This window comes from Acidovorax sp. GW823-FHT02H02 (assembly GCF_058797075.1).
The window spans coordinates 1-26,755 of sequence record NZ_JBXAJH010000009.1 but is presented as its reverse complement, the minus strand read 5'-3'; the positions used below and the strand labels follow the sequence as shown (position 1 = coordinate 26,755).

Annotated in this window: 25 protein-coding genes; 14 read left to right on the top strand and 11 right to left on the bottom strand. The window is 68.0% G+C overall.

Translation table 11 applies throughout. From position 1 onward, the window contains the following. Nucleotides 1-41: 41 nt before the first annotated feature. The 4 genes from AC1RDS_RS11160 to AC1RDS_RS11145 all read right to left on the bottom strand — a co-directional run bounded on the left by AC1RDS_RS11160 (nt 42) and on the right by AC1RDS_RS11145 (nt 3,173). A complete protein-coding gene (locus AC1RDS_RS11160) occupies nt 42-1,301 on the bottom strand; it encodes a c-type cytochrome (protein WP_287878665.1) in 1,260 nt (419 codons plus the stop codon). Between the two features lie 101 nt (nt 1,302-1,402). Further along, entirely contained in the window at nt 1,403-1,813 is a 411-nt protein-coding gene (locus AC1RDS_RS11155; RefSeq protein ID WP_287878667.1) for a c-type cytochrome, read from the bottom strand. After that, nucleotides 1,810-2,403 carry a ferritin-like domain-containing protein gene (locus AC1RDS_RS11150; protein WP_092696963.1) on the bottom strand — a complete coding sequence of 198 codons (594 nt, stop codon included), beginning with the start codon at nt 2,401-2,403 and terminating at the stop codon, nt 1,810-1,812. The genes AC1RDS_RS11155 and AC1RDS_RS11150 overlap by 4 nt, the downstream gene beginning before the upstream one ends. Before the next feature lie 38 nt (nt 2,404-2,441). Further along, complete coding sequence (locus AC1RDS_RS11145; RefSeq protein ID WP_287878669.1) at nt 2,442-3,173, bottom strand: RNA polymerase sigma factor; 732 nt, start codon at nt 3,171-3,173, stop codon at nt 2,442-2,444. Between the two features lie 169 nt (nt 3,174-3,342). On the opposite strand from AC1RDS_RS11145, the gene AC1RDS_RS11140 reads away from it, so the two are divergent. From AC1RDS_RS11140 to mtgA, 5 genes are all read left to right on the top strand, one after another. Next, entirely contained in the window at nt 3,343-4,104 is a 762-nt protein-coding gene (locus tag AC1RDS_RS11140; protein WP_287878672.1) for a metallophosphoesterase family protein, read from the top strand. A gap of 36 nt (nt 4,105-4,140) precedes the next feature. Then, a complete protein-coding gene (locus AC1RDS_RS11135; RefSeq protein ID WP_287878675.1) occupies nt 4,141-6,231 on the top strand; it encodes a ribonuclease catalytic domain-containing protein in 2,091 nt (696 codons plus the stop codon). 163 nt (nt 6,232-6,394) lie between these two features. Continuing rightward, nucleotides 6,395-7,279 carry a TonB family protein gene (locus AC1RDS_RS11130; protein WP_287878678.1) on the top strand — a complete coding sequence of 295 codons (885 nt, stop codon included), beginning with the start codon at nt 6,395-6,397 and terminating at the stop codon, nt 7,277-7,279. A 67-nt stretch (nt 7,280-7,346) separates the two neighbouring features. After that, on the top strand, nt 7,347-8,183 hold the full coding sequence (aroE, locus tag AC1RDS_RS11125; protein WP_287878681.1) for a shikimate dehydrogenase: 837 nt from the start codon (nt 7,347-7,349) through the stop codon (nt 8,181-8,183). Between the two features lie 13 nt (nt 8,184-8,196). After that, entirely contained in the window at nt 8,197-8,931 is a 735-nt protein-coding gene (mtgA, locus tag AC1RDS_RS11120) for a monofunctional biosynthetic peptidoglycan transglycosylase (RefSeq protein ID WP_287878684.1), read from the top strand. A 19-nt stretch (nt 8,932-8,950) separates the two neighbouring features. Here mtgA and AC1RDS_RS11115 read toward each other — a convergent pair whose 3' ends face one another. Both AC1RDS_RS11115 and AC1RDS_RS11110 read right to left on the bottom strand, forming a co-directional pair. After that, nucleotides 8,951-9,421, bottom strand: a complete 471-nt coding sequence (locus AC1RDS_RS11115) for a reverse transcriptase-like protein (RefSeq protein ID WP_287878687.1) — start codon at nt 9,419-9,421, stop codon at nt 8,951-8,953. A 52-nt stretch (nt 9,422-9,473) separates the two neighbouring features. Next, complete coding sequence (locus AC1RDS_RS11110) at nt 9,474-9,722, bottom strand: DUF3297 family protein (protein WP_094097305.1); 249 nt, start codon at nt 9,720-9,722, stop codon at nt 9,474-9,476. A gap of 192 nt (nt 9,723-9,914) precedes the next feature. On the opposite strand from AC1RDS_RS11110, the gene ruvC reads away from it, so the two are divergent. After that, complete coding sequence (ruvC, locus tag AC1RDS_RS11105) at nt 9,915-10,463, top strand: crossover junction endodeoxyribonuclease RuvC (protein ID WP_092696969.1); 549 nt, start codon at nt 9,915-9,917, stop codon at nt 10,461-10,463. Between the two features lie 58 nt (nt 10,464-10,521). Beyond that, nucleotides 10,522-10,944, top strand: coding sequence for a hypothetical protein (locus AC1RDS_RS11100; RefSeq protein WP_287878689.1), 423 nt, complete (start codon nt 10,522-10,524; stop codon nt 10,942-10,944). Nucleotides 10,945-11,020: 76 nt separating this feature from the next. Here AC1RDS_RS11100 and AC1RDS_RS11095 read toward each other — a convergent pair whose 3' ends face one another. Next, nucleotides 11,021-11,506: a CZB domain-containing protein gene (locus AC1RDS_RS11095; RefSeq protein WP_287878690.1), complete on the bottom strand. Its 486-nt coding sequence runs from the start codon at nt 11,504-11,506 to the stop codon at nt 11,021-11,023. A 198-nt stretch (nt 11,507-11,704) separates the two neighbouring features. Between AC1RDS_RS11095 and AC1RDS_RS11090 the strand changes: the two genes are divergently transcribed. The 4 genes from AC1RDS_RS11090 to AC1RDS_RS11075 all read left to right on the top strand — a co-directional run bounded on the left by AC1RDS_RS11090 (nt 11,705) and on the right by AC1RDS_RS11075 (nt 15,650). Further along, nucleotides 11,705-12,712: an LLM class flavin-dependent oxidoreductase gene (locus AC1RDS_RS11090; RefSeq protein ID WP_492226999.1), complete on the top strand. Its 1,008-nt coding sequence runs from the start codon at nt 11,705-11,707 to the stop codon at nt 12,710-12,712. Between the two features lie 91 nt (nt 12,713-12,803). Next, nucleotides 12,804-14,036 carry a type II secretion system inner membrane protein GspF gene (gene gspF / locus AC1RDS_RS11085; RefSeq protein ID WP_287878697.1) on the top strand — a complete coding sequence of 411 codons (1,233 nt, stop codon included), beginning with the start codon at nt 12,804-12,806 and terminating at the stop codon, nt 14,034-14,036. Nucleotides 14,037-14,211: 175 nt separating this feature from the next. Continuing rightward, the gene (locus AC1RDS_RS11080) at nt 14,212-15,129 is read left to right on the top strand and encodes a 5'-nucleotidase (protein ID WP_026437940.1); all 918 of its coding nucleotides are present in this window, start codon (nt 14,212-14,214) and stop codon (nt 15,127-15,129) included. Between the two features lie 152 nt (nt 15,130-15,281). Then, nucleotides 15,282-15,650 (top strand): EF-hand domain-containing protein, encoded by a 369-nt coding sequence (locus tag AC1RDS_RS11075; protein WP_081679753.1) that lies wholly within the window; start codon nt 15,282-15,284, stop codon nt 15,648-15,650. 61 nt (nt 15,651-15,711) lie between these two features. On the opposite strand, the gene AC1RDS_RS11070 is transcribed toward AC1RDS_RS11075, so the two are convergent. Further along, nucleotides 15,712-16,191, bottom strand: a complete 480-nt coding sequence (locus AC1RDS_RS11070; protein ID WP_026437942.1) for a cyanophycin metabolism-associated DUF1854 family protein — start codon at nt 16,189-16,191, stop codon at nt 15,712-15,714. Between the two features lie 18 nt (nt 16,192-16,209). Further along, the gene (locus AC1RDS_RS11065; RefSeq protein ID WP_026437943.1) at nt 16,210-18,522 is read right to left on the bottom strand and encodes a cyanophycin metabolism-associated ABC transporter; all 2,313 of its coding nucleotides are present in this window, start codon (nt 18,520-18,522) and stop codon (nt 16,210-16,212) included. A 190-nt stretch (nt 18,523-18,712) separates the two neighbouring features. Between AC1RDS_RS11065 and AC1RDS_RS11060 the strand changes: the two genes are divergently transcribed. The 3 genes from AC1RDS_RS11060 (at nt 18,713) to AC1RDS_RS11050 (ending at nt 24,078) form a co-directional block, all read left to right on the top strand. Then, nucleotides 18,713-20,923 carry a cyanophycin synthetase gene (locus AC1RDS_RS11060; RefSeq protein WP_287878707.1) on the top strand — a complete coding sequence of 737 codons (2,211 nt, stop codon included), beginning with the start codon at nt 18,713-18,715 and terminating at the stop codon, nt 20,921-20,923. A 78-nt stretch (nt 20,924-21,001) separates the two neighbouring features. Further along, nucleotides 21,002-23,581, top strand: coding sequence for a cyanophycin synthetase (gene cphA / locus AC1RDS_RS11055; RefSeq protein WP_287878709.1), 2,580 nt, complete (start codon nt 21,002-21,004; stop codon nt 23,579-23,581). 53 nt (nt 23,582-23,634) lie between these two features. After that, on the top strand, nt 23,635-24,078 hold the full coding sequence (locus AC1RDS_RS11050; protein ID WP_238323296.1) for a CreA family protein: 444 nt from the start codon (nt 23,635-23,637) through the stop codon (nt 24,076-24,078). Between the two features lie 91 nt (nt 24,079-24,169). Here the strand turns inward: AC1RDS_RS11050 and AC1RDS_RS11045 are convergent, their stop codons facing one another. Both AC1RDS_RS11045 and AC1RDS_RS11040 read right to left on the bottom strand, forming a co-directional pair. Then, nucleotides 24,170-24,820, bottom strand: a complete 651-nt coding sequence (locus AC1RDS_RS11045) for a DsbA family oxidoreductase (protein ID WP_026437947.1) — start codon at nt 24,818-24,820, stop codon at nt 24,170-24,172. A 67-nt stretch (nt 24,821-24,887) separates the two neighbouring features. Next, nucleotides 24,888-26,396, bottom strand: a complete 1,509-nt coding sequence (locus AC1RDS_RS11040; RefSeq protein WP_092696981.1) for an AMP-binding protein — start codon at nt 26,394-26,396, stop codon at nt 24,888-24,890. Nucleotides 26,397-26,755 lie beyond the last annotated feature (359 nt).

Here is a 26,755-nt window from a genome sequence, read left to right as displayed (position 1 = left end):
GATCTTTCCGGTGCATTCATGCCATAGGCCGCCTCCTGCGGCTACAGCGATTTCAGGTACTGCGCCAGGTCGGCCACATCCTGGGCGCTGAGGCCCAGGCTCTGCCGGGTGTTGTAGGTCTGCGCCACATCGTCCAGGGTGGCGGCCGAGCCGTCGTGGAAGTAAGGGGCGTGCTGCCAGACCCCTTTCAAGGGCGACGTGCGGTACAGCCGGGTTGCTGACCGGGAGGCGTAGCTCGGGGTTTCTGGCTCTGCCATGGAATCACCCGGTGGGTGCAAGCGGGTATTGGCGTCGGTGAAACTGCCGCCGCTGTGGCAGGCCACACACTTGCCGCCACCTTCAAACACGATGCGCCCGCGCTCGGCGGCCACCGGATCGAAGCTGCCCGCCGGGGCCGGTGGCGCACCCAGCGACAGCTGGTACGCCTGCAGGGCGGGCAGCTTGGCCGAAACCAGATCGTCGGTGCCATGTGTGATGCGGAGGTTCAGGCGCGGCTCGGTCACCGTCCCTTGCCCGCCCATCTCGGCCACCGCCACATAGCGGTTCCAGTAGGCGATGTCCTCGCCGTCTCCTGTGACGGTGATGCGGTGGATGCCCGCCAGACCGTAGGCCGGAGGAATGACGACCGGCTTGCTCAGGCCGTCCACGTTGTAGCGCGGATCGAACTTGCCCGGCCCCCAGCTGTTGAGAGCGGCCTTCGTCGCTAGGTCCAGTGCGGGTGACAAGGCCATGATCGCCCCCGGATTGAGATCGCGGTTGGGCCAGCCATCCAGGCGCTTGCCAATGCCCTTCGAGAACGAGTTGTCGACGGTCGAATGGCACAGCGCGCAGGTGATGCCCACCCGGGCCAGCCGGTCCACGCCGTTGACCGTTTCCACCACACCCTTGACGCCGACAACAGCGTTGAGCTTGAGCAGCGCCACCGTGGTGGCCGGGCTTTGGAGGTCCACGCTGCCGTTCTGGATGCCGGCCACCACGGCGGCGGGCAAGGCCTCGGCGTCGACCTTCAGCCCCACGGACAGCGCCGTGACCGGGTCGACCGCGGCGTTGATGACGTCGTGCATCTTCAGCACATCGGTCCACTGCGCCTCGTCGCCGAAGGTGTCAAAGCGAAAGATCTGCCGGCCCTGCGCGACCAGCGCAGCCTGGGTCGCATCGGCACTGTCCGTCGATGACCCGCCACCGCAGGCGACCGCCACGGCCGCAACCAGGCCCAGCGGGCCGGCAAGGCGCAGCAGGCGCAAGGTGTTCGCAGCACGCAGCGCCTGGGCGGCGCGCAGGGAAATGGGTGCGTGTTTCATGTGCATTTCTCCTGTCAACCAATGTTTTGGCAAAGCCTGCCCCTGTGGCGCTGCCAGGCAGCGCTGCGCATTTCAAAACATGCTTGCGATGGGAAAACCGCCTAGGGCAAGAGCTGGCACGCCTTGCCCGGGCGCGTGGCCTCCTTGAGCCAGGCGATGAGATCAGCGCGTTCGCCGTCGTCCTTCACACCGGCGTAGCCCATGGCCGTGCCGGGCACAGTCTTCATCGGGTCTTTCAGAAAGACATTGAGCGAGCGCTCGTCCCAGACGATGGCGCTGTCGCGCAGAGCCTTGGAATAGGTGCTGTAGCCCTGCGCCGTGCCTGCGCGGCGCCCCCACAGCCCACAATGCTGCGGCCCCGTGCGGTTGCCCTCGATGGCGTGGCAGGCGGCGCAGCGCGCGTAGACCTGCTCGCCGCGCTGCAGGGCGGCCGGGTCGGGTGCCGCGCTGGCGCCCGCCGCGAACAGGCCGGCCGCCAGCCACAGGGCGGCTGGAGCATGGCGCGGTGTCATGACATGAAGGCCGACGGCACGGGGTTGTCGCCCAGCACCTGGCGCAGCACCGCCCAGTGCATGGCCTCATCGCCCAGGATGCTGGCGGCCACCTGCGCCAGCGCGCGGTCGGCAAACAGGGGCACGGCGCCCAGGTAGGCGGAGATGGCGCCCCGCTCCAGGCCCGCGGCAAAGCGCAGCACATCGGCCTCGGCCTTGAGTTTTTCCACCGGGAACGCGTATTTGTCCTTGGCCGCCACCGGTTTGCCGCCGAGCTTTTGCACCGTGGCCGCAATGGCCTGCGCATGTTCCTTGTGGTGCCCCTGGAACTGCACCGCCACCGGCAGCACGCCCTTGCTCAGCAGGCCGCTTTCGGCGCCCACCTGGTAGGCCGCCACGGCCTCCAGCTCGGCGCCCAGAGCGGTGTTGAGGATGCGCACATCGGCCTCAAGGTCCTTGGCACTCATCTTGGCGCCCGCCGCGAGCGCGTCACGCCCGCCCAGCAAGGCCACGGCACCGGCCGACAGCACAGCGGCGCCCGACAGGGACATGGCCCGGCGGCGCGCAAGGAACAGGGCCTGCGAGGGCACGTCAATAAAAATATTCTTCATGGTGTTCTCCTGGGGTGGTGAAAACAAGGAACGATCTGTCAGCGCCGCGCAATCAGCCCGCGCTGCTGCAGCTCGGAAACGACGTTGCGCACCACCTGGTCGCAGCGTGCGCCCGCAAAGGGAAAGGCACTCTCGGCATGCGCCTCGATCTGCGCGCCCAGCGCGTCGCGCAGCATCGAGCGGGCCCGCAGGTAGCGGGTCTTGACAACGTCACTGCTCACCTGCAGGCAAAACGCCGCCTCATCCACGCTCATCTCCTGCACCGCGCGCAGAATGAAGACGCTGCGGTAGAGCGGCGGCAGGCCTTCGACGGCCGACTGCAGCAAACCGCGCAGCTCGCCGCGTGCCAGGGCCGCCTCGGGCGATTGGCTCGGTGGGGCGCTCAAAGACATCATGTGCTCCGGTGAAGGTTCGTCGTCACCGTCCTGCGCGCTGTCCATTGGCATGGACGGCACCGAGCGGCCGCGCTTGCGCAGTGCATCCAGCGCAATATGGATGGCGATGCGCGCCAGCCAGGTGCCCAGCGCCGCGCCGCCCCGAAAATCCTGCAGCCGGGTGAAGGCGCGCAGATAGGTCTCCTGCACCACGTCCTGCGCCTCGGCATCGTCGGACACTACCCCGCGCGCGGCGCGGAACAACAGGCGGTTGTGCCGGCGCATGATGGCCTCGAAGGCGGATTGCTCGCCCTGCAAGGCCCCTTCGATCAGTTCATCGTCAGAGCAAGGATCGCAGGCCGCCCGCGCTACGGGCTCCGATGGGGGTAGGTGCATGGCATGCCTCTTGGGTTTGTCGGTTTTTGCTCGTTCCTGGTCATTGGACGCCCGCCAGCGCAAAAAAGTGACAAGCACCTGTTGCCGGCAGGGGTGCCGCCCCACGCCCCTCCTGCCAGGGGCGTCAGCGGCCACAATGGCCACCGCTCCTCCTGATGCACCGCACGCCATGAAAATTGCCCTGCTGTCCGATCTGCACCTGTCGGTGCACCCGCTGGCCCTGGATGTGCCGCCCGCCGACGTGGTGGTACTGGCCGGCGACCTGCAGCGGCCCGCCGCGGCCATGGCCTGGGCGCGGCAACTGGACCGGCCCACCGTGTTCGTCGCGGGCAACCACGAGTTCTATGGCTCCGATCTGGTGACCACCATGGCGCAACTGCGCACGCATGCCGAAGGCAGCAGCGTGCGCGTGCTCGAATGCGATGCGTGGCGCCATGGCGGTGTGCGGTTCCTGGGCTGCACGCTGTGGTCGGACTACCGGCTCTTCGACGCGCCGCAGCAGCGCGACGAAGCGCTGGCCAAGGCCATGGAGCTGGTGCGGGACTTCAGCCGCATCCGCGTGGCACCCGACTTTGCCGCACCCTTCACGCCCGCCGTCTCGCAAATGCTGTTCGACCGGTCGGTGGCCTGGCTGGAGGCGCGTTTTGCCGAGCCGTTCGACGGGCCCACCGTGGTCGTCACGCACTTTGCGCCCGCGCGCGGCAGCATCGCCCCGCAGTTTGCCGGCTCACCCCTCAACGCCTGTTTTGTCTCCGATCTGGAGGCGCGCATCCTGCGCTGGCAGCCCCGGCTGTGGCTGCACGGCCATGTGCACGACAGCTTCGACTACCAGGTGGGCGCCACGCGCGTCGTGGCCAACCCGCGCGGCTATGCCCCCCAGGGGGTGGTGGAGAACAAGGCGTTTGCGCCCGGGCTGGTGCTGGAGATCTGAAAAACACCCCCCGGCGCCCATGGGAGAATGCCGCCCATGCACGCATTGTTTGAAGAAGCCGGCAAATTCATGGCCGGTCGCATCCTGTCCGAAGCCGAAAGCTCGGCCCAAGTCGAGCTCGATTCGGGCAAGCGGGTCAAGGTCAAGGCCGCGAACCTCCTGTTGAAATTCGAGAAGCCCGCACCGTCCGAGCTGATGGCCCAGGCGCAGGCCATGGCCCAGACCATCGAGCTGCCGCTGGCCTGGGAGTTCGCACCCGAGGAGGATTTCGGTTTTGCCGACCTGGCGCGCGACTATTTTTCGGACAACGCCACGCTGGCCCAGCAGGCCGGCGCGCTGTTTGCCCTGCACGAGGCGCCGCACTACTTCCGCCGCGCCGGCAAGGGCCGCTTCAAGAAAGCCCCGGCCGAGATCCTGCAGCAGGCCCTGGCCGCCATCGAGAAGAAAAAGCTGATCGTGCAGCAGATCAGCGGCTGGGCCGAGGCGCTGGGACGCGGCGAATGCCCGCAGCCCGTCCGCGAGCAGCTCTACAAGATCCTGTTCCGCCCCGACAAGAACGCGCCCGAATACAAGGCCGTGGTCGAGGCCAGCCGCGCCACGCACCTGGCGCCGCTCGACCTGCTGCAAAAGGCCGGCGCCATCGATTCGGCCTACCAGTTCCACTGGAAGCGCTTCCTGTTCGACAACTTCCCCAAGGGCACGGGTTTCCCGCAGCTCACCGCACCGCAGCCGCCGGCCGACCTGCCGCTGGCGCCCGTGCAGGCCTATTCCATCGACGACTCGCAGACCACCGAGATCGACGATGCGCTGTCGGTGCAGGGCCTGGGCACGGGCACCGTGGTGGTGGGTATCCACATTGCCGCGCCGGGCCTGGCCATCGTGCCGGGCACGCCGCTCGACCAGCTGGGCCGCACCCGCCTGTCCACCGTCTACATGCCCGGCTACAAGATCACCATGCTGCCCGACGAGGTGGTGCAGATCTACACGCTGGACGAAGGCCGCGCCAACCCGGCTGTATCGCTGTATGTCACGGTGGACGAAGCCACGCTCGCGATCACGGGTACCGAAACCAAGCTCGAACGCGTGCCCGTGGTGGCCAACCTGCGCCACGACCAGCTCGACCACATCGTCACCGAGGCCTGGCTGACCGACCCGGCCATTGAGATAGAAAACACCCCGCAGCGATTGCTGGATGTGCGCGAGCAGCTGTCGTTTTTGCACCGACTGGCCCAAACCCTCAAGGCCCAGCGCGAAGTGGTGCGCGGCAAGCCCGAAAACTTCAACCGACCCGACTACAACTTCAAGCTGATCGGCAACGACCGTGGCGAGCCCAATGGCTCAGAGCAGGTGCAAATCAGCACGCGCCAGCGCGGCGCACCGCTGGACCTGATCGTGGCCGAGGCCGCCATCGTGGCCAACAGCACCTGGGGCCTGATGCTGGCCGAACACGGCGTGCCCGGCATCTACCGCAGCCAGGCCAGCATGGCGCCGGGCGTGAAGGTGCGCATGGGCACCAAGGCGCTGCCGCACGCCGGCATTGGCGTCAAGGCCTATTCGTGGGCCACCTCGCCGCTGCGCCGCTATGTGGACCTGGTGAACCAGTGGCAGATCATTGCCTGCGTGCGCAACGGCAGGACGGCAGCCCTGGCGGCCCCCTTCAAACCCAAGGATGCCGAGCTGTTCTCCATCATCAGCAGCTTTGACGCAGCCTACAGCGCCTACAACGGCTACCAGGCCGGCATGGAGCGTTTCTGGACGCTGCAATACCTGGAGCAGAACGGCATCACCGAGCTCAACGCCACCGTCTTCAAGGAAGGGCCGGGCGGCAGCTTTCTGGTGCGCGCCGAAACGCTGCCGCTGGTCTTCCCCGTGCTGGGCGCGCAGAACCTGCCGCGCGGCGCACGCCTCAGAGTCAAGCTCGGCGAGGTGGACGAGATCACGCTTGACCTGCACGGCACCGTGATCGAGCGCCTGGACGATCCCGACGACACCCGTGACGATGGCCCGGTGGAAGATGCCGACGACACCGATGACGACGCGGCCGTGGCCGGCCCCATTGCCATTGCCGTCGATGTGAACGAGGCCGACACCAACGGCACCGCCAGCACCGATAATCCTGCCCCGTGAACATGGCCCCCACGCTCCCTCACTTCGTGTGGTCGCTGACCTTGCAGGCCGCGATGACGCCAGAGGCATCACCTCTTCGGGCTGTCCAGCCCTGCGCCGGCAGGCCTGAAGCCGCAGCCCTCAGCCCCGAGGGGGCCGCTTTTCATCTTGGGGCAGCCCGGCGATGAAAAACGCTTCCTTCCTCACCCGCTTCACCACGCTGCAGCTCACGCTGGGCGTGTCAGTGGCGCTGCACGCTGCGCTGCTGTCGGTGCGTTTCATCGACCCCGAGGGCTTCAATCGCGTGTTCCAGGACACGCCGCTCGAAGTCATCCTGGTCAACGCCAAGTCCAACGAACGGCCCGACAAGGCGCAGGCCATCGCCCAGGCCAACATGGCCGGGGGCGGTGAGGCGAACAAGGGCCGCGCCACCAGTCCCCTGCCCTATTCGGCACTCACGGCCGTGGGCGACGATTTCGAGGAATCGCAGCGCCGGCTGGACACCCTGCAAGAGCAGCAAAACCAGCTGCTGACCCAGCTGCGCAAACAGATCGCCGCTCTGCCCCTGCCCGATCCGCGCAAGCCCAGCCAAAGTGGCAGCCAGGCCGCCGAAGAGGAAAAGCGCCGCCAGCTCGTCAAGCTGCTGGCCGAGATCGAAAAGCGCATCAACGAAGAAAACGCACGCCCCAAGAAGCGCTACATCAGCCCCGCCACGCGCGAAGAGGCCTACGCGGTGTATTACTCGGCCCTGCGCAGCAAGGTCGAGGACAAGGGCACAGAAAACTTCCCCGAGCAAGGCGGCAGGAAGCTCTATGGCGAGCTGACAATGATCATCACCGTCAACCACGATGGCCGCGTCCTGGCCACCGAGGTGGTGCAGGGTTCGGGCAATCGCACGCTGGACCGGCAGGCCGAGGCCATCGCGCGGGCCTCCGGTCCATTCGGCCATTTCAATGCCGAGATGCGCCGCCAGGCCGACCAGATCGCCATGGTGGCGCGCTTCAAGTTCACACGCGACCAGACCCTGACCACCAACTTCGAAACCGACCCCGAAGGCCGCAGCCCCTAAGAACCTGCCTGCGGCGCCGGGGAGACAATCGTGCCCCGCCCGCATTCCATCCTTCACACCGCGCTCCATGAGTTCTTCCGATGACCTGTATTGCGTGATGGGCAACCCGGTGGCGCACAGCCGCTCGCCCGCCATCCACGCCCGCTTTGCCGAACTGACCGGCGAGCACCTGGTGTACGAACGCTGCCTGCTGCCCATCGGCGGCTTTGCCCAGGGCGTGCGCGACTTCATGGCCCGCGGCGGGCGCGGCTGCAATGTCACCGTGCCTTTCAAGCTCGAAGCCGCCGCGCTGGCCACCACGCGCAGCGAACGCGTGCAGCGGGCGGGCGCCGCCAACACCCTGGTCTTTGACGGACAGGCCATCCACGCCGACAACACCGACGGCCTGGGCCTGGTGGCCGACATCACGCGCAACGCGGGCCTGCCGCTGGCCGGGCGCGACGTGCTGCTGGTGGGCGCCGGTGGCGCCGCAGCCGGCGTGCTGGGCCCCTTGCTGCAGGCGGGCGTGCGCCATGTCACCGTGGCCAACCGTACGCTGGCCCGGGCGCAGGCCCTGGTGCAGGCCCATGCCGACCTGGCACTGCTGCAAAAGGCAGAGCTTCTGGCGCTTGCTCCACAGGCGCTGGACGCCGATTTCGACCTCATCATCAATGCCACGGCCAGCAGCCTGAGCGGTGACTCCGTTCCCGTGCCCACCCATGTGCTGCGCCCCGGCAGCCTAGCCTACGACATGATGTACGGCCCGGCGGCGCAGGGTTTTCTCGACTGGGCCCGCCAGCATGGCGCCGTGCCGCGCGACGGCCTGGGCATGCTGGTGGAACAGGCCGCCGAGGCCTTTGCCCTGTGGCGTGGCGTGCGCCCGCCATCGGCCCAGGTGCTGGCCGAACTGCAGGCCGCTGCGTGAGCGGGCCACGGCCATGAAAGCACTGTTGCGCTGGCTGGGCCTGGTGGTGGTGGCCCTGGTGGCCCTGCAGCTGTTTTTTGTGGCGCGCATCGCGCTGATGGCCTGGGTCGCCCCCGAATCCACCACCTTCCAGCGCTCCGAGATCTGGGCGCAGGTGGCCAGCAAGGGCGATGTGCGCTGGCGCCAGCAGTGGCTGCCCTACGCCCAGATTTCCGACCACCTCAAGCGCGCCGTGATTGCGGCCGAAGACGGCAGCTTCGTCACCCACGACGGCGTGGACTGGAACGCCATCGAAAAAGCCTGGGAGCGCAACGCCCAGGCCGAGGCGCAGATCGCCCGGGCCCAGGCCCGCGCGCCCGACAAGCCCGTGCGTGCGCCCAGGATACGGGGCGGCTCCACCATCACCCAGCAGTTGGCCAAGAACCTGCTGCTCTCGGGCGAACGCACGCTGCTGCGCAAGGGCCAGGAGTTCGTGCTGACCGTGCTGCTGGAGCAACTTTTACCGAAGCAGCGCATCCTGGAGATCTACCTCAACAGCGTGGAATGGGGCGATGGCGTTTTCGGCGCCGAGGCCGCGGCCCAACATTACTTTCGCAAGCCGGTCGCGCGCCTGTCGCCGCAGGAGGCCGCACGCCTGGCCGTCATGCTGCCCGCGCCCAAGCGCTTCGAGAAGACCCCCGGCTCGGCCTACCTGGCAGGGCGCACGCGCACCATCCTGGCGCGCATGGGCAGTGCCGAGCTGCCCTGATCCATGGCCCGGCGAACGCCTACTTTTTGCGCCGCTGGCCGATAGGCCGCGCGGGCGGCTTGGGTGCCAACCCCAGCGCGGCGCGGGCCAGGGCGTCGGCTTCGGCATTGCGGTGGCGCGGAATCCACTGCAGTTGCACCGGCCCGAAGGTCTGCAAAAGGCGGCGCGCCTGGTCAAAAAGGTCTTGCAGCCGCGCAATCGGCACCACGGGCGTGCCGCCGAGTTGCTCCACCAGGATGCTGCTGTCGCTGTGCACCTGCAGCGCGCTGGCCCCGCGCGCCTGCAACTCAGCCAAGGCCAGCAGCAGGGCCCGCAGCTCGGCTTCGTTGTTGCAGCCCGTGGTGTGCGTGGCCTGCGCAAAGGTGTGGTGGCTGCCGTCGGGCGCGCAGAGCACCACGCCCAGCCCCATGCGGCCGGGGTTGGGCATGGCGCTGCCATCGCAGTGGACGACCCAGGGGCGGACCGATGCCGGCTCCAGCGCCGCAGTCATGGCGCAGGCTGCACGGGCCGCACTGCACCCGGCCGCCGCGGCGGGATGGCCATCAACGGTAGAACGCTTCCACCTTGCCCTTGAGCTTGATCAGCAGCGGCTTGCCCTTGCGATCGAGCGTCTTGCCCGCAGGCACCTTGACCCAGCCTTCGCTGATGCAGTATTCCTCGACATCGAAGCGGTCCTTGTCGTTCAGGCGGATGCCGATGTCGTGCTCGAACACGGCGGCGACATGGTGGGGGCTGCGCGGGTCGATGGACAGGTGGTCGGGCAGCGGGGGCGCGGAAGTGGCTTCGGTCATGGAAATCCTGCAAAGGCTGAATGCACAAAAGCGGGCATTGTCCCGGATTTGGTTTCGGTGCACTGTGCCCGGCCCGTATCATCGCCCCATGCCCGCCACGCTTGGAGCGCTTCTTTTCGGCGGCACTTGCCTGCCCCAAAACACTCCCGCCACGCGACTGGCAAGCGGTAGCAGCCACTCCTTCAACAACACATGAGAATTCTGGGAATTGACCCCGGCCTGCAGACCACGGGCTTCGGCCTGATCGATGTGGACGGCCACCGGCTGGGCTACGTGGCCAGCGGCACCATCCGCACTACCGCGCTGGCCCTGGGCGACCTGCCCGGCCGGCTGAAGGTGCTGTTTGACGGCATCAGCGAAGTGGCGGCGCGCTACCAGCCCGACGTGGCCACCGTCGAGATCGTCTTCGTCAACGTCAACCCCCAGTCCACCCTTCTGCTGGGGCAGGCCCGTGGCGCGGCCATTACCGCCCTGGTGGCCAGCAACCTGCCCGTGGCCGAATACACCGCGCTGCAGATGAAGAAGGCCGTGGTCGGCCACGGCCGCGCCGCCAAGACCCAGGTGCAGGAAATGGTGCGCCGCCTGCTGCAGCTGCCCGGCCTGCCCGGCACCGACGCCGCCGATGCGCTGGGCATGGCCATCACGCACGCGCACGCCGGCGCGGCCATGGCGCGGCTGGGCGAAGCGGCCACGCTGCAGCGGCGCCAGCACGCGATGTACAAGGGCGGTCGCAGCTACTGAAGCGGCCCGGTGCCGCGCCCAATCACCCTGCTGACCGCGCGTCCCTAAAATCAGCCCCATGGCCCACCCACCCACCCCAGCGCCCCACTCGGCGCCCGCACCTTCACCCGGCCAGCCCGCACGGCCCGAGGTGATCGCTGGCTTCCTCTTCGTGAAAATCCCGGTGGGCCGGCGCAATGTCCCAGACCCCTTGCACCACCGCGAGGACACCATCGACCAGATGCTGCGCTCGCAGGACCTTGGACTGGTGGTGGGCTGGGGCGATTCGCTCGGTGAACGGCGCCCCGACGGACTGCGGCCACCGGCCTACATCCGCATCGACATCAACGCCTATGACCTGCACGCCGCCCGCAGCGCCCTGCGCGCGCTGCTGCCCACGCTGGGGGCGCCTGTCGGCACCGAAATCCACTACACGCTGGCGGGGCACCACCTGCAGGACATTGCCCGAGAAACCGGCTGGCAGCTGGAACAGATCGTTTGATCCCTGCAAAATCGGCCGCACGCCCTGCCAGAAAAGTGCCAATTGCGATTGATTCACCAGCAATTGACAGCCCCGGTCAGCGCCCGAGCCCGCGCTTGAGCTCCTTGAGCAGCAACAGCACCTGGTTGGATGCGTGGCGGCAGCGGCTGTTGAGCAGCTGGGCCGCAGTGGCCTGATCGCCGGCCTCGAAGCAGGTGACCACCGCCGCCGCCTGCTGGTGAAAATACCGGTGCCGCGCCTCCAGCATCCCGAAGGCCGGGTAATGCCCCAGCCGCACACGGCCCGCACCATGGAGCCAGCGGCCCAGGTCGCAGCGGTCATCCTGGCAGATACGGTCGGGGTGCATGGCCTCGTCGGAGCGACCATTGACCATGTCCTGCAACAGCAGGCGCCAGCGCTCGTGGCTGGCGATGGCGGCGTCGATGTCGATCTCTGTCATCAGCATGGCGGCGTACTCTTCATCCAGCACCAGTTCGCTGCCGTTGTCTTCCACGGCCCAGGTGGTTTCGGGGCTGGAGGCATCCTGCTCACGAATCCGGAACAATCGACTGAAAAAACCCATACGCCCCCCATGCAAGGTGTCCACCACCCATCGCTCACGGTGCGGCGGCCATGGATTTGAAATATTTTGTGAGCAACCCCGTGTTTTGGCTACCAAAAAATGACGGCTCAGGCGTATCGCCGGCCGGCGACCTTGCCGCAAGACCTGGATCCCACAGCCCCGCCAGCAGCCATGGCGCAGCGCGCCGACAATCGGGCCATGACTACTGCCCAACGCCCCGCCCTTTCCATGCTCGACCTGGTCGCCGTGCGCGAAGGCGGCACCGTCGCCCAGGCACTGCAGATCGCCCTGCGCACCGCGCAACACGCCGAAGCGCTGGGTTTTGCGCGCTACTGGCTGGCCGAGCACCACAACATGGCCGGCATTGCCAGCTCGGCCACCGCCGTGCTGGTGGGGCATATCGCCGGGGGCACGCAGCGCATCCGCGTGGGCTCGGGCGGCGTGATGCTGCCCAACCATGCGCCGCTGGTGGTGGCCGAGGCGTTTGGCACGCTGGCCGAGCTGTACCCCGGCCGCATCGACCTGGGCCTGGGCCGCGCGCCCGGCACCGACCCGGCCACCATGCGCGCCCTGCGCCGCAGCCGCGTCGAAACCGCCGATGATTTTCCGCAGGACGTGGCCGAGCTGCAGCGCCTGCTGGCACCGGCCACACCCGACCAGCGCCTGATTGCCATGCCCGGTGCAGGCACCAACGTGCCCATCTGGCTGCTGGGCTCCAGCCTGTTTTCGGCACAGCTGGCGGCCGAACGCGGCCTGCCCTATGCCTTTGCCTCGCATTTCGCGCCGCGCCTGCTGCACCAGGCGCTCGATCTGTACCGCAACCTGTACCGGCCGTCCGCTGCGTGGCCCCGGCCTTATGTGGTGATTGGCGTGCCCCTGATCGCGGCGCCCACCGACGCCGAAGCCGACTTCCTGGCCAGCAGCACCTACCAGCGCGTGCTGGGCATCCTGACAGGCGACCGCCGCCGCCTGCTGCCGCCCATCGAGAACTTTGCCGCGCGCCTGCAGCCGCAAGAGCGCGCCGCCATCGGCGACTTTCTGGCCGCAGCCGTCATCGGCGGGCCCGACACGGTGCGCGCCGGCCTGGCCCACCTGCACCAGGCCACGGGCGCGGACGAATTCATGCTGGTCAGCGACGTGTTCGACCCGGCGCTGCGCCTGCGTTCGCTGGACATTGCGGCGCAGGCCGTCGCCGAGATGGCCTGAAGCCCCGGCTGCACAGTACAGCGTCACGGGCAGCGGCTACCATCACGGGCTGGCTTATTGCGCCTGATAGCTCCTCCGGTCCACCCCCCACATGCCCGCTTTTTCTTTTGAAGCCCTGGACGCCCAGGGCCAGACCCGCAAGGGCCTGATGGAAGCCGACACAGCCAAGTCGGCCCGCAGCCTGCTGCGGGCCCAAGCGCTGGTGCCCCTGAGCGTGGAACCCGTGCAGACCGGCCAGTCGCGCGATGGCGCCCCCGCCGGCCTGGGGCAACGCCTTTTCACGCGGCCGGTGCTGGGCGCCTCCGCCCTGGCCATCTGGACCCGCCAGCTAGCGGGGCTGGTGGCCTCGGGCCTGCCGCTGGAGCGCGCCCTTGCCGCCCTGTCGGAGGAAGCCGACGACGAGCGCCAGCGCCACCTGGTGGCGGCCTTGCGCGCCGAGGTGAACGCCGGCGCCACCTTTGCCCGCGCGCTGACCCAGCATCCGCGCGAGTTTTCCGACATCTACTGCGCCGTGATCGGCGCGGGCGAGCACAGCGGCAACCTCGGCCTGGTGCTGGAGCGCCTGGCCGACGACCTCGAAGAGCGCCAGGCCCTGCAGGCCAAGCTGATGGGCGCGGCGCTGTACCCGGCCATCGTCACCCTGATCGCCATCGCGATCGTGCTGTTCCTGGTGAGCTACGTGGTGCCACAGGTGGCCAGCGTGTTCGCCGGCACCAAGCGCGCCCTGCCTTTTCTGACCGTGGCCATGCTGGCCGTGAGCGCCGCGGTGCGCAGCTATGGCTGGCTGATGTTGATTGCTGTCGTTTTGATAGCTATAGGCGCACGCTGGGCCTTGGCAATCGAGCATTTTCGCCAAAAGTTTGACGCCGCCTGGCTGAACCTGCCCCTGGTGGGCAAGCTGGCGCGCGGCTACAACGCGGCGCGCTTTGCCAGCACGCTGGCCATGCTGGCCAGCGCCGGCGTGCCCATCCTCAAGGCCCTGCAGGCCGCAGCCGAAACCCTGAACAACCGCGCACTGCGCGCCGATGCGCTCGATGCGCTGGTGCTGGTGCGCGAGGGCGCCCCGCTGGCCTCGGCGCTGGCGCAAAAAAAACGCTTCCCCGGCCTGCTGGCCATGTTTGCGCGCCTGGGCGAGCAGACCGGCCAGCTGCCGGTGATGCTGCAGCGCGCCGCCACCCAGCTGTCCAACGACGTGCAGCGCCGCGCCATGCAGCTGGCCACCATCCTGGAGCCGCTGCTCATCGTGGCCATGGGCCTGATCGTGATGCTGATCGTGCTGGCAGTGCTGCTGCCCATCATCCAGCTCAACCAGTTCGTGAAATGACGTGCACCCCCCTGAGGCGCTGCGCGCCTTCCCCCCCTCTCTCGCCTCGCTGCGCGATGCGGGAGGGGGGACGCCGCCAGCGCGGCGGGGCGGCCCTTGCGCGGCGGCCCTGGCTTGTGGCGCGCCTGTTTCAACGGCTGCGAGTGGTGGAATGGATGGCTTTCAAGGAGGATCCATGGCGGTGACCCTGGACGACAAGCTGGTGGTGGCGATCTCGTCACGCGCCCTGTTCGATTTTGAAGAAGAAAACCGCATCTTCGACCCCGAGCACCCCCAAGGCTACATGCAGCTGCAGCTCGACCGGCTGGATGAGCCGGCGCGGCCCGGCGTGGCGTTTTCGCTGGTCAAGAAGCTGCTCGCCTTCAACGAACCCGCGCAGCAGCGGGTGGAGGTGGTGGTGCTGTCGCGCAACGACCCGGTCAGTGGCATGCGCGTGTTCCGCTCGGCCAAGGCCCACGGGTTGGCGTCGGTGCAGCGCGGGGTCTTCACGCAGGGGGCGGCGCCGTTTCGCTACCTGCGGCCCCTGGGCGCGCACCTGTTTCTCTCGGCCAACGCGGCCGACGTGAACGAGGCCCTGGCCATGGGCTTCCCGGCGGCGCAGGTGGCCACGCAGTCGGCCCAGGCCAGCGCGGCCCACCCGCACGAAGTGCGCATCGCCTTTGACGGCGACGCCGTGCTGTTTTCGGACGAGGCCGAGCGGGTGTTCCAGGCCTCCGGGCTCGACGCCTTCCAGGCCCACGAGGTCGAAAAGGCCCTGCTGCCCCTGCCCCCCGGGCCCTTCAAACCTTTTTTGTCGGCCCTGCACCGCCTGCAGCAAAGCGGCGCACCGTCCATGCGCATCCGCACCGCCCTGGTCACGGCGCGCGGCGCGCCCGCGCACGAACGGGCCATCCAGACGCTGATGAGCTGGCAGATCGCGGTCGATGAAGCCATGTTTCTGGGTGGCATGCCCAAGGGCGAGTTCCTGCGCGAGTTCGAACCCGACTTTTTCTTTGACGACCAGACCGGCCATGTCACCTCGGCGGCCCGCCATGTGCCTGCAGGCCATGTGAGCAGCGGCATCGCCAACCAGGGCACCCTGCCGGCCGGATGAGCATGCCGGCATGCCTGGCATCTGCATGCAACCAGGACGCCCTGCCAAAGAGTGCAACACCCGGTGAAAGCCTGCGCCCGCAGCGTTGCAAATGGGCTTTGCGGCCGCAGATATGCCAACATCACCCCTGTTCGACCCGAGGAGTTTTGCGCATGAAAATCCCACTGGCCCTGCTGGCCGCCCTGGGCTGCAGCCTGGCACTCGCCAACCCGCCGGAGGCGGCCGTGCCCGCGCAGGCGGCTGCCAGCGCCCCGGCCAAGGCCCCGCTGTCCAAGGGCGAGATCAAGGCCATGCAGGAATTCAAGATGCTCGACTTCAACGGCGACGGCAAGCTCAGCCGCAGCGAAGTGGTGCTTTTTCCCCGCCTGGCCGCCGCCTTTGACGATGCCGACACCGACCACGACAACTTCGTTTCGTACGCCGAAGTGCAGGTTTTTGCCGCCAAACACCGCGCCGAACGCGAGCGCAAGCGGGCCGCACAGGCAGAGGTGGCATCGGGCACCCCTCCCGCCAAACCATGAGGGAACGGGGTGGCCATACATCTCACATTTGCTGCCGCCCCCGCCCGCTTGCGCCGGCCTTTTACAGAAAGCGCTCCAGCAGACGCCGGGACGGCCGGTCCAGCACCGTGGTGTCCGGTACCCGAAACTGCATGCCATCGCCCGCGGCAATCAGCAGGCGCGTGCGTCCGCCCAGGCGGCGGATGTCTTCTTCGGCCTTCAGCACGAACTGGGCCGGGCCCTTGTCGGTCTCGACGGTCCAGGTGCTGGGCGTGGAGAAACTCGAAACAGAAACGATCTGGTGGATAGTGGGCACAAACTCGCGCACGGCCAGTTCTTCATCGACCAGGTGGCGTGCCGCCTCGGGCAGCTGATCGAGCCGGTCCAGCCAGACCAGTTCATGGCCATCCGGGCCAACGAGCGAAAGGCCTTCGGACGGCGCCGCGATCGGAAACGCGCGCACGGGCGTCACGCCCTCGTGGACGGTGCCGTCCGGCTGGGTCAGAACCAGGCGGCCATGGGAATTGCGGTGCAGTTGCAGCGGAACAATGGATGTCGTCATGGTCAGCTTCCGGCCGGTTCAAGAATTGCCGGCGGGGTGCGCCGGGTGCAGCAGGCCGCTGTCGATGATGACGCCAGCGGCCTGGGCGTCTTCTTCGGCGCGGCGGGCCTGGGCTTCGTACAGGCGCCAGTAGGCGCCCTGCTTTTCCATGAGTTCATCGTGCGGCCCGACCTCGACCACCTCGCCGCGGTCCATGACCACCAGGCGGTCGGCCTTGCGCAGGGTGGACAGGCGGTGGGCAATGGCAATGGTGGTACGGCCCTGCACCAGGTTGTCGAGCGCCTTCTGGATTTCCTTTTCCGTCTCAGTATCGACGGCCGAGGTGGCTTCGTCCAGGATCAGGATGCGCGGGTCGATCAGCAACGCGCGGGCAATGCTGATGCGCTGGCGCTCGCCGCCCGACAGGCCCTGGCCGCGCTCGCCCACCAGCGAGTCGTAGCCATGCGGCAGGCGCAGGATGAACTCGTGCGCATGGGCGGCGCGGGCGGCCGCCACGATCTCCGCGCGCGAGGCATCGGGCTTGCCATAGGCAATGTTCTCGGCAATCGTGCCGAAAAACAGGAAGGGTTCCTGCAGCACCAGGCCGATGTGGCGGCGGTAATCGGCCACGGCGAAGCGGCGGATATCCACCCCATCGACCTGGATGGAGCCATCGCTCACGTCATAGAAGCGGTTGATCAGGTTCACCAGCGTGCTCTTGCCCGAGCCGCTGTGCCCCACCAGCCCGATCATCTCGCCGGGGCGGATGTCCAGATCCAGGTGCTTGATGACGGCGCGGCTGCCGTAGCGAAAGCCCACGTTGCGCATCTGGATGGCGCCTTCGACGCGGGCCAGTTTCACCGGCTGGACGGGGTCGGGCACATTGCTGACATGGTCCAGGATGTCAAAGATGCGCTTGGCACCCGCAGCGGCCTTCTGTGTGACCGAGACAATGCGGCTCATGGAATCGAGCCGCCCATAAAAGCGCCCGATGTAGGCGATGAAGGCCGTGAGCACACCCACGGTGATCTGGTTGCGCGACACCAGCCAGATGCCGAACGCCCAGACCACCAGCAGGCCGATTTCGGTGAGCAGCGACACCGTGGGCGTGAACAGGCTCCAGGTCTTGTTGAGCTTGTCGTTCACTTCCAGGTTGTGCTGGTTGGCGTCGCGAAACCGCTGGGCTTCGCGCTTTTCCTGGGCAAAGGCCTTCACCACGCGGATGCCGGGGATGGTGTCGGCCAGCACGTTGGTCACCTCGCTCCACACACGGTCGATTTTTTCGAAACCCGTGCGCAGGCGGTCGCGCACGGTGTGGATCATCCAGCCGATGAAGGGCAGCGGCACCAGCGTGACCAGCGCCAGCCAGGGGTTGATGGAAAACAGGATGGCCGCCGTCATGCAGATCATCAGCACATCGGTGATGAAATCGAGCGCGTGCAGCGACAGGAAGACGTTGATGCGGTCGGTTTCGGAGCCAATGCGCGCCATCAGGTCGCCCGTGCGCTTGCCGCCAAAGTAGTCGAGCGACAGGCGCAAGAGGTGCTCGTAGGTGGTGGTGCGCAGGTCGGCGCCGATGCGCTCGGACACCAGCGCCAGGATGTAGGTGCGCGCCCACGACAGCCCCCAGGCGGCCAGGGCCGACAGCAGCAGGCCGCCCAGGTAGAGCAGCACCAGGCCGGGCTCGATCTGCTGGCCGTTCTGGAACGGGATCAGGATGTCGTCCATCAGCGGGATGGTGAGGTAGGGCGGCACCAGCGTGGCCGCCGTGGAAGCCAGCGTGAGCGCAAAACCCGTCGCCAGCTGCTTGCGGTAGGGCCGCGCGAAGCGCCACAGCCGCAGCAGCACCCAGGTGGAAGTCTGCGGGGGCTGGGCGCGCGCGCAGGCCGGGCATTCTTCGGTGTCGGGAGGCAGCGGGGTGTGGCACTGCGGACAGGTGGGCTCATCGGCCTCGTCCTGCGCCGCACCCGAAGCCAGGCTGCGGGCCGTCGCCTGCTCGAAGCGCTGCACCAGGCGCAGGGCCTGGGGATGGTGCGCCAGGGTAAAGCGCCAGAGGGCCAGCCGCGCATCCGGGGCCTGCAGCTCCAGTGTGCCGACCCCGCCGTGGTCCTGCATGCGCAGCGCCAACCCGCTCGACAGCGGCCAGGCACGCCAGGCGGCAGTGCCGGGGTCGCAGGCCAGAATGCGCTCCGAAGTCACCACCACCCAGCCGGCGGCAAAGCGCAATTCGACACTCAGGTCAACCTGTAACGCGGCCAGCACGTTCTCTTGGGGAGCGAGCATGGCCCGCAAATCGGCCCCCTGGGGGCCAGAAAAGACACCGGAGGCGTCCACAGAATGGTGATGTTGCATAGGTTTGGGTTCTCTGCAGTCGGCGACACACAGCCACAAGCGTTGCAGGAGCTGGAATTTTGACCGAAACCCGGCGTGCCAGCGCAAACTGCACCGCCTCCTCCCCTTGATCGGCAAAACGGGCGTCCAACCGGGCGCACAATTGCATTCCCTGTCCGGCCCGCCCGGTGCCCCTGAACCGCTCCGAAACATGGCAAAAATCGACGATATCCAACTCCTGCGCATCAACTACCTGCGCGGCCCCAACATCTGGACCTACCGGCCGGCACTGGAGGTCTGGCTGGACCTGGGTGTACTGGAAGACCACCCCTCCAACACCCTCCCCGGGCTCAATGACCGCCTCACGGCCTGGTTGCCCGCGCTGGAGGAACACCACTGCGGCGTGGGCGAGCGCGGCGGTTTCCTGCAACGCCTGCAGGAGGGCACCTGGTGCGGCCATGTGCTGGAGCATGTGGTCATCGAGCTGCTCAACCTGTCGGGCATGCCCACGGGTTTCGGCCAGACCCGCAGCACGTCGGTGCGCGGTGTCTACCGCATGGTGTTCCGGGCACGCGACGAACAGGTGGCCCGCGTGGCGCTGGCCCAGGGGCACCGCCTGCTGATGGCCGCCATCAACGATGAACCCTTTGACGTACGGGCCGCCGTGGCGCGGCTGCGCACCGAGGTCGATGACCGCTACCTGGGCCCCAGCACGGCCTGCATCGTGACGGCAGGCACGGACCGCGGCATTCCCCACATCCGCCTGAACGACGGCAACCTGGTGCAACTGGGCTACGGCGCCCGCCAGCGGCGCATCTGGACGGCAGAGAGCGAATTCACCAGCGCCATCGCCGAAGGCATCGCCAGCGACAAGGATCTCACCAAGAGCCTGCTCAAGGCCTGCGGCGTACCCATCCCGGACGGCCAGGTGGTCAACAGCCCCGCAGAGGCCTGGGAAGCCGCCGAGGACATCGGCCTGCCCGTGGTCGTCAAGCCCTCCGACGGCAACCATGGCCGCGGCGTCACGCTGGACCTGCGCAAGCAGGAAGACATCGCGGCGGCCTACCATGTGGCCTACCCCGAGGGCAGCGACGTGATGGTCGAGCGCTTCATTCCCGGCGACGAACACCGCCTGCTGGTGGTGGGTGGCAAGCTGGTGGCCGCCGCGCGCGGCGAGGTGGTCAGCATCACGGGCAATGGCCGGTCCACGGTGACCGAGCTGATCGACAGCCAGCTCAATTCCGACCCCCGCCGGGGCCACGAAGAAGAGTACCCGCTCGAAATCATCGATGTGGCGACCGACGCCAAGGTGCAGCTGGAACTCAAGCGCCAGGACCTCAGCGCTGATGCGGTGCCCGCCGCCGGACGGCAGGTGGTGATCCAGCGCAACGGCAACGTGGCCGTGGACTGCACCGACGAGGTGCACCCGGAAGTGGCCTACATCGCCCAGTTGGCCGCCAAGGTGGTGGGCCTGGACATCGCCGGCATCGACATGGTGGCGCAAGACATCTCCCGCCCCCTGCACGAACAGGGCGGCGCCATTGTGGAAGTGAACGCCGGCCCCGGCCTGCTCATGCACCTCAAGCCCGCCGTGGGCACCCCCCGCCCTGTGGGCCAGGCCATCGTCGAGCACCTGTTCCCCGCCGAAGAACACGAAGACGAAGACACCGTGGGACGCATCCCGGTGGTGGGTGTGGCCGGCACGCAGGGCACCGCCACCATCGCGCGCCTGGTGGCCTGGCTGCTGCACCTGAGCGGACGGCACACCGGCCTGGCCTGCCGCGACGGCCTCTTCCTGGACCGCCGCTGCGTGGAGGCGGCCGACTGCGCCCACTGGGAAGCGGCACACCGCCTGCTCATGAACCAGATGGTGCAGGCCGCCGTGATCGAAAACGACGCCCGCACCATACTGCGTGACGGACTGGCCTACGACCGCTGCCAGGTGGGCGTGGTCACCGACATGGAGGGCGCGGAAACGCTGGCCGAATTCGACATCCAGAACCGCGAGCAGATGACCAAGGTGCTGCGCACGCAGGTGGACGTGGTGCTGGAGGGCGGCGCGGCCGTGCTCAACGCCGCCGATCCGCAGGTGGCCGACCTGGCCCCGCTGTGCGACGGCGATGTGGTGCTGTATGCACAGGACGCCAGCCTGCCCGCCATCGTGGAGCACCGTGCCCGCAACCAGGGGCGCGCCGTGGTGCTGCGCAACCAGCACGTGGTGCTGGCCACCGGCAGTGCAGAACATGTGCTGGGCACGCTGTCCGAGCTCACGTTCGGGCGCAACGCCATCGTGCCCGACACCGATGCCCTGCTGGCCGCGATCGGCGCGGCCTGGGCGCTGGACATTGCCCCCGACCTCATCGGTGCCGGCATCAAGACGTTCGAGCCCGAGCTGCCGCCCGTGAGCACCCTGCCCACCTGATGCCACCCGTTGTTGATTCCATCGCCCTCGACCTGACCGGGGCCTGCCAGCCCTGATGGACCACAGAAAGACACTTTCATGGATGTATCCCGCACCCGGGCCCTGCGTGGCCCCAACCTCTGGAGCCGCCACATGGCCATCGAGGCCGTGGTGGCCTGCGCCGAATCCGAACGCTCCATCGCCCGCATGGACGGTTTCGAAGCCCGGCTGCGGGCCCTGTTTCCGGCCATCGGCATGCTGCACCCCGAAGGCGGCAGCGGCGATGTCTCGCTCGCCCATGTGCTGCAGACGGCGGCGCTGGCCCTGCAGGCCCAGGCGGGCTGCCCGGTGACCTTTGCCCGCACCACCGCCACCACCGATGCCGGTGTGTACCAGGTGGTTGTCGAATACAGCGAGGAAGCCGTGGGCCGGCAGGCGTTTGAAGACGCCCAGCGCCTCATCAACGCCGCGCTGGGCCAGGGCCAATTCGATGCCGAAGCGACCATTGCCAGTCTGCGCGAGCTCGATGAAGACGAGCGCCTGGGCCCCAGCACCGGCGCCATCGTCGATGCCGCCGTGGCCCGCGGCATCCCCTACCGGCGCCTCACGCGCGGCAGCCTGGTGCAGTTTGGCTGGGGTTCGAAGCAGCGCCGCATCCAGGCCGCCGAGATCGACTCCACCAGCGCCGTGGCCGAATCCATCGGCCAGGACAAGGACCTCACCAAGCGCCTGCTGCATGCGGCCGGCGTGCCGGTGCCGCTGGGCCAGCCGGTGGACACCGTCGAGGAAGCCTGGGAAGTCGCACTCAGGGTGGGTCTGCCCGTGGTGGTCAAGCCGCAGGACGGCAACCAGGGCAAGGGCGTCACGGTCAACATCACCGACCGTGCCCAGCTCGAAGAGGCCTACCGCAACGCGGCCGACTACGGCACCGTGATGGTCGAGCGCTTTTTGCCCGGCCACGATTTCCGCCTGCTGGTGGTGGGCGACCAGCTCGTGGCCGCTGCCCGGCGCGAGCCCCCGCAGGTGCTGGGCGATGGCGAACGCACCGTGCGCGAACTGGTGCACATCGTGAACCAGGACCCGCGCCGTGGCGAAGGCCACGCCACCTCGCTCACCAAGATCCGTCTCGATGACATCGCCGTGGCCCGCCTGGCCATGCAGAACCTGACGCCCGACTCCGTTCCGCCCAAGGGCCAGCGCGTCATCCTGCGCAACAACGCCAACCTGTCGACCGGCGGCACCGCCACCGATGTCACCGACGACGTGCACCCTGCCGTGGCCGCGCGCGCCGTGGCCGCCGCCCAGATGGTGGGCCTGCACATCTGCGGCGTGGACATGGTCGCCGAGACCGTGCTGCGCCCCCTCGAAGAGCAGGGCGGCGGCTTCGTCGAAGTGAATGCCGCCCCCGGCCTGCGCATGCACCTGGCGCCCAGCTACGGCAAGCCGCGCAATGTCGGCCAGGCCATGGTGGACCGCCTCTATGCCCATGGCGACGATGGCCGCATTCCTACCGTGGCCGTGACCGGCACCAACGGCAAGACCACCACGGCGCGCCTGATTGCCCACCTGTTCACCGCCCAGGGCCTGCGCGTGGGCATGACCAACACCGACGGCGTGTACGTGAACGGCCGCCAGATCGACAGCGGCGACTGCAGCGGCCCCAAGAGCGCCCGCAACGTGCTGCTGCACCCCGAGGTGGACGCCGCCGTGTTCGAAACCGCGCGTGGCGGCATCCTGCGCGAAGGCCTGGGCTTCGACCGCTGCCAGGTGGCCGTGGTCACCAACATCGGTGCGGGCGACCACCTGGGGCTGAACTACATCACCACGGTGGAAGACCTGGCAGTGCTCAAGCGCGTGATCGTGCAGAACGTGGCCACCACCGGCTATGCCGTGCTCAATGCCACCGACCCCATCGTGGCCGCCATGGCCTCGTCCTGCCCCGGCAAGATCATCTATTTCGCCGCAGACCGCCACCACCCCGTGATGGCCACGCACCGCGCCCAGGGCCACCGCACCGTGTACGTGGATGGCGATTCGATCGTGGCCGCTGAAGGCTCGTGGCGCGAAACCATCCACCTGCGCGACGTGCCCATCACGCGCAACGGCAAGATCGGCTTCCAGGTCGAGAACGTCATGGCCTCGGTGGCCGCCGCCTGGGGCGCCGGCCTGCCCTGGCAGACCATCCGCCGCGGCCTCTCGGGCTTTGTGAACGACAGCGACAACGCTCCGGGCCGCTTCAACGTCATGGATTTCAAGGGTGCCACGGTGATCGCCGACTACGGCCACAACCCCGACGCCATGCGCGCCCTGGTGCAGGCCGTCGAGGCCCTGCCCGCCAAGCGCCGCAGCGTGGTGATCAGCGGCGCCGGCGACCGCCGCGACGAGGACATCCGCGAGCAGACCGTGATCCTGGGCGCCGCCTTTGACGACGTGATCCTCTACCAGGACGCCGCCCAGCGGGGCCGCGGCGACGGCGAAGTGATGGCCCTGCTGCGCGAAGGCCTGGCCGGCGCCGTGCGCACCCAGCATGTCGAGGAAATCCGCGGCGAGTTCATCGCCATCGACGCCGCCCTCGATCGCCTGCAACCGGGCGACCTGTGCCTGGTGCTGGTGGACCAGGTGGAAGAAGCCCTCGCCCACCTGGCCCGGCGCTGCGCCGAAGCCGGGGTGGCAGCATGATGAACATCCGCTGCCGGGCCTTGGCAGCGGCAGGGCTGTTGGCCAGTGCCCTTATGCCCTGCGCCGCGTTGGCGGCATCGGGCGAAAGGATCGGCACGGTGGACACGGCCTTCCAATGGATTGGCCGCGACCACGACATCATCGTGGAAGCCTACGACGACCCTGGCGTGCAGGGCGTGACCTGCTATGTTTCGCGCGCCCGCATCGGGGGCGTCAAGGGCACGCTGGGCCTGGCCGAAGACCGCGCCGAAGCCTCGATCGCCTGCCGCCAGGTGGGGGCCATCCGCATCCCCCAGCCGCTCAGGAAGCAGGAAGAGGTGTTCAGCGAGCGCATGTCCATCCTGTTCAAGCGCCTGCGCATCGTGCGCATGGTGGACCCGGCGCGCAACACGCTGGTCTACCTGACCTATTCGGAAAAGCTGATCGACGGTTCGCCGCAGAACAGCGTCACCGCCGTTCCGGTGGACCGCGCCACGCCCATACCGCTGCGCAAATGAATCGGCGGCCCCACGCCACCGCTCATGAGAAAGCCTCTAGCGCTTGATCAACAAGCGCCAATAGCTATTGATTAAATAGCCAATCCTCCCATCAACCCTGCGCCGCAATCTGCCGCAGCGCCTGTTCGAACACCTCCACCGGCTGCCCGCCCGAGATCAGGTGGCGCTCGTTGATGATGATCGCCGGCACCGAGTGGATGCCGTGCTGCTGGTAGAACTGCTCACGCTCGCGCACCGCATCGGCATAGCGGTCAGACGCCAGCAGCGCCCGCGCCTCGTCGCCATCCAGCCCCACCTCGCCCGCCACGCGCACCAGCACCTCATGGCTGCTCGGGTCTTGTCCATCGGTGAAATAGGCCGCGAACAACGCGTGCTTGAGCGGGGCTTGCAGGCCCTTTTCTTCGGCCCAGTGCAGCAGGCGGTGCGCATCGAAGGTGTTGTAGATGCGGCTGCGCTTGTCCATGCTGAAGGTAAAGCCCAGCGCCGCCCCCCGGGCGGCAATGGCCTCGCGGTTCTTCTGGCTCTGTTCCGGTGTGGCGCCGTACTTCTCTTGCAGGTGCTCGCCAATGTCCTGGCCCCCGGGCACCATCTGCGGGTTCAGCTCGAAGGGCTGGAAATGCAGGTCGAGCGCGACTTCGTCCTTGAGCCGATCCGCTGCCTGCTCCAGCGCCTTGAGGCCGATGATGCACCAGGGGCAGGAGACATCGGAGACGAAATCGATCTTGAGGGTGGTGGTGGTCATGGCGGGCTCGCAGAAAAGTGCAGGCCACGATGGTAGGCCCACGCATTGGCCTTTGCAGGCCGGGCTTTTAACCCAGCATCTCCCGCAGCGCCGTCTTGGGCACCTTGCCATAGCTGTTCTTGGGCAAGGCGGACACGAAACGGTAGAGCCGAGGGCGCTTGAAGCGCGCGATGTGCGCCAGGCACAGCGCGTCCAGCGCATCGGGGGTCACGCCCTCATTGCCCACCACAAAGGCCACGGGCACCTCGCCCCACTCCGCATCCGGCTGCCCCACCACGGCCACCTCGCGCACCTGCGGGTGCAGCAGCAGCACTTCTTCGACCTCGCGCGGGTAGATGTTGGAGCCGCCCGAGATGATCACGTCCTTGGAGCGGTCCTTGAGGGTGAGAAAACCGTCGCCGTCCAGGCACCCCATGTCGCCGGTGTACAGCCAGCCATCGCGCAGCGTCTGGGCCGTGGCCTCGGGGTTGTTCCAGTAGCCGGGCATCACGGTTTCGCCGCGCACCACCACCTCGCCGGTCTCGCCTGCGGGCACAGGCTGACCGGCCGCATCGACCACGCGCACCTCCACCAGCGACTGCGCCACGCCCACAGAGGCCATGCGCTCGGCCCAGCGCGGGTGGTGGCGGTCGGCCAGCTGCGCGCGCGCGAGGGCGGTGATGGTCATGGGGCTTTCGCCCTGGCCGTAGATCTGCACAAAGCGGTTGCCCAGGGTGGCCAGCGCGGCGCGCAGGTCGTCGGCATACATGGGGCCGCCGCCGTACACGATGGTCTTGAAGCCCGCCACCTCCGCGCCCGTGGCCCGCACATGCTCGACCAGCCGGTGCACCATGGTGGGCGCGGCAAACAGCGTGAGCTGGCCCACCGAGGCGGCCAGCTGCACCAGCTCGGCGGGCTCGAAACCGCCCGACACCGGCACCACATGGCGTGCGCCCCGCAGCACCTGGGCGTAGTTGTAAAGCCCTGCGCCGTGCGACATGGGTGCGGCATACACCATGGCGTCGCCCGGGGCGATGTCGTCCACGTCGGTGAAATAGCAGGCCGTCATGGCCAGCAGGTTGCGGTGCGTCTGCATCACGCCCTTGGGGCGGCCGGTGGTGCCCGAGGTGTAGAACAGCGAGGCCACATCCTGCGGGGCTCGGTCATGGACCTCCATGGGCGCATGCCGCACGGCAGCGGCATAGGCATCCGAGCCCAACACCAGCAGGCCGGCATCCGGTGCCCCCGCTTCGCGCGCGGCCGCAGCGAGCGACTGCGATGCCAGCACCACGCGCGCACCCGAATCGGCCAGCACATGCGCCAGCTCCTTGGCATGCAGCTTGTAGTTGACCGGCACCGACACCGCGCCCGCCCACACAATGGCATGCAGCGCCTCCAGGTACTCCGGGCAGTTGGCGGCGTAGATGGCCACGCGGTCGCCCGGCGCCACACCGCAGTGCGTGCGCAGCCAGGCCGCCAGGGCCGCCGCGCGGGCACCCAGGGCGCCGTAGCTCAGCACCACCTGGTCGCCGTGCAGCACGGCAGGTTGATCGGGGTAGCGCTGGGCGCTGCGGCGGAGCAGATGGGCAAGATTCATGGGGTGCGTTCGATCACAAAAACATGCGAAAGGCCATGCGGCACTGTAGGTGATGGCGCCTGCGGCACGCACGCCGCACCCCGCGGAGAAACCCGCAGCCCCCGGTGCGGCCCCGGGTGCAGACGCAGTACCTGCCGCAGATGCAGCAGAAAGCCGCAACGCTGGACGCCGGCCAGCGCCTGGAAGCGGCGGTGATCAGGCTGGGCACTTGCGCCAGGAACCATCGACGGACCAGTCGCTTTATTGCGAATAGGACGGGGACGGGAATACATGCGGAACGCCACTCAACAACCACCGGCTAAAGCCGGTGGGTTGAGATCCAGGCACTGAAAGTGCATCGCCCACGCGTCGACTTCACG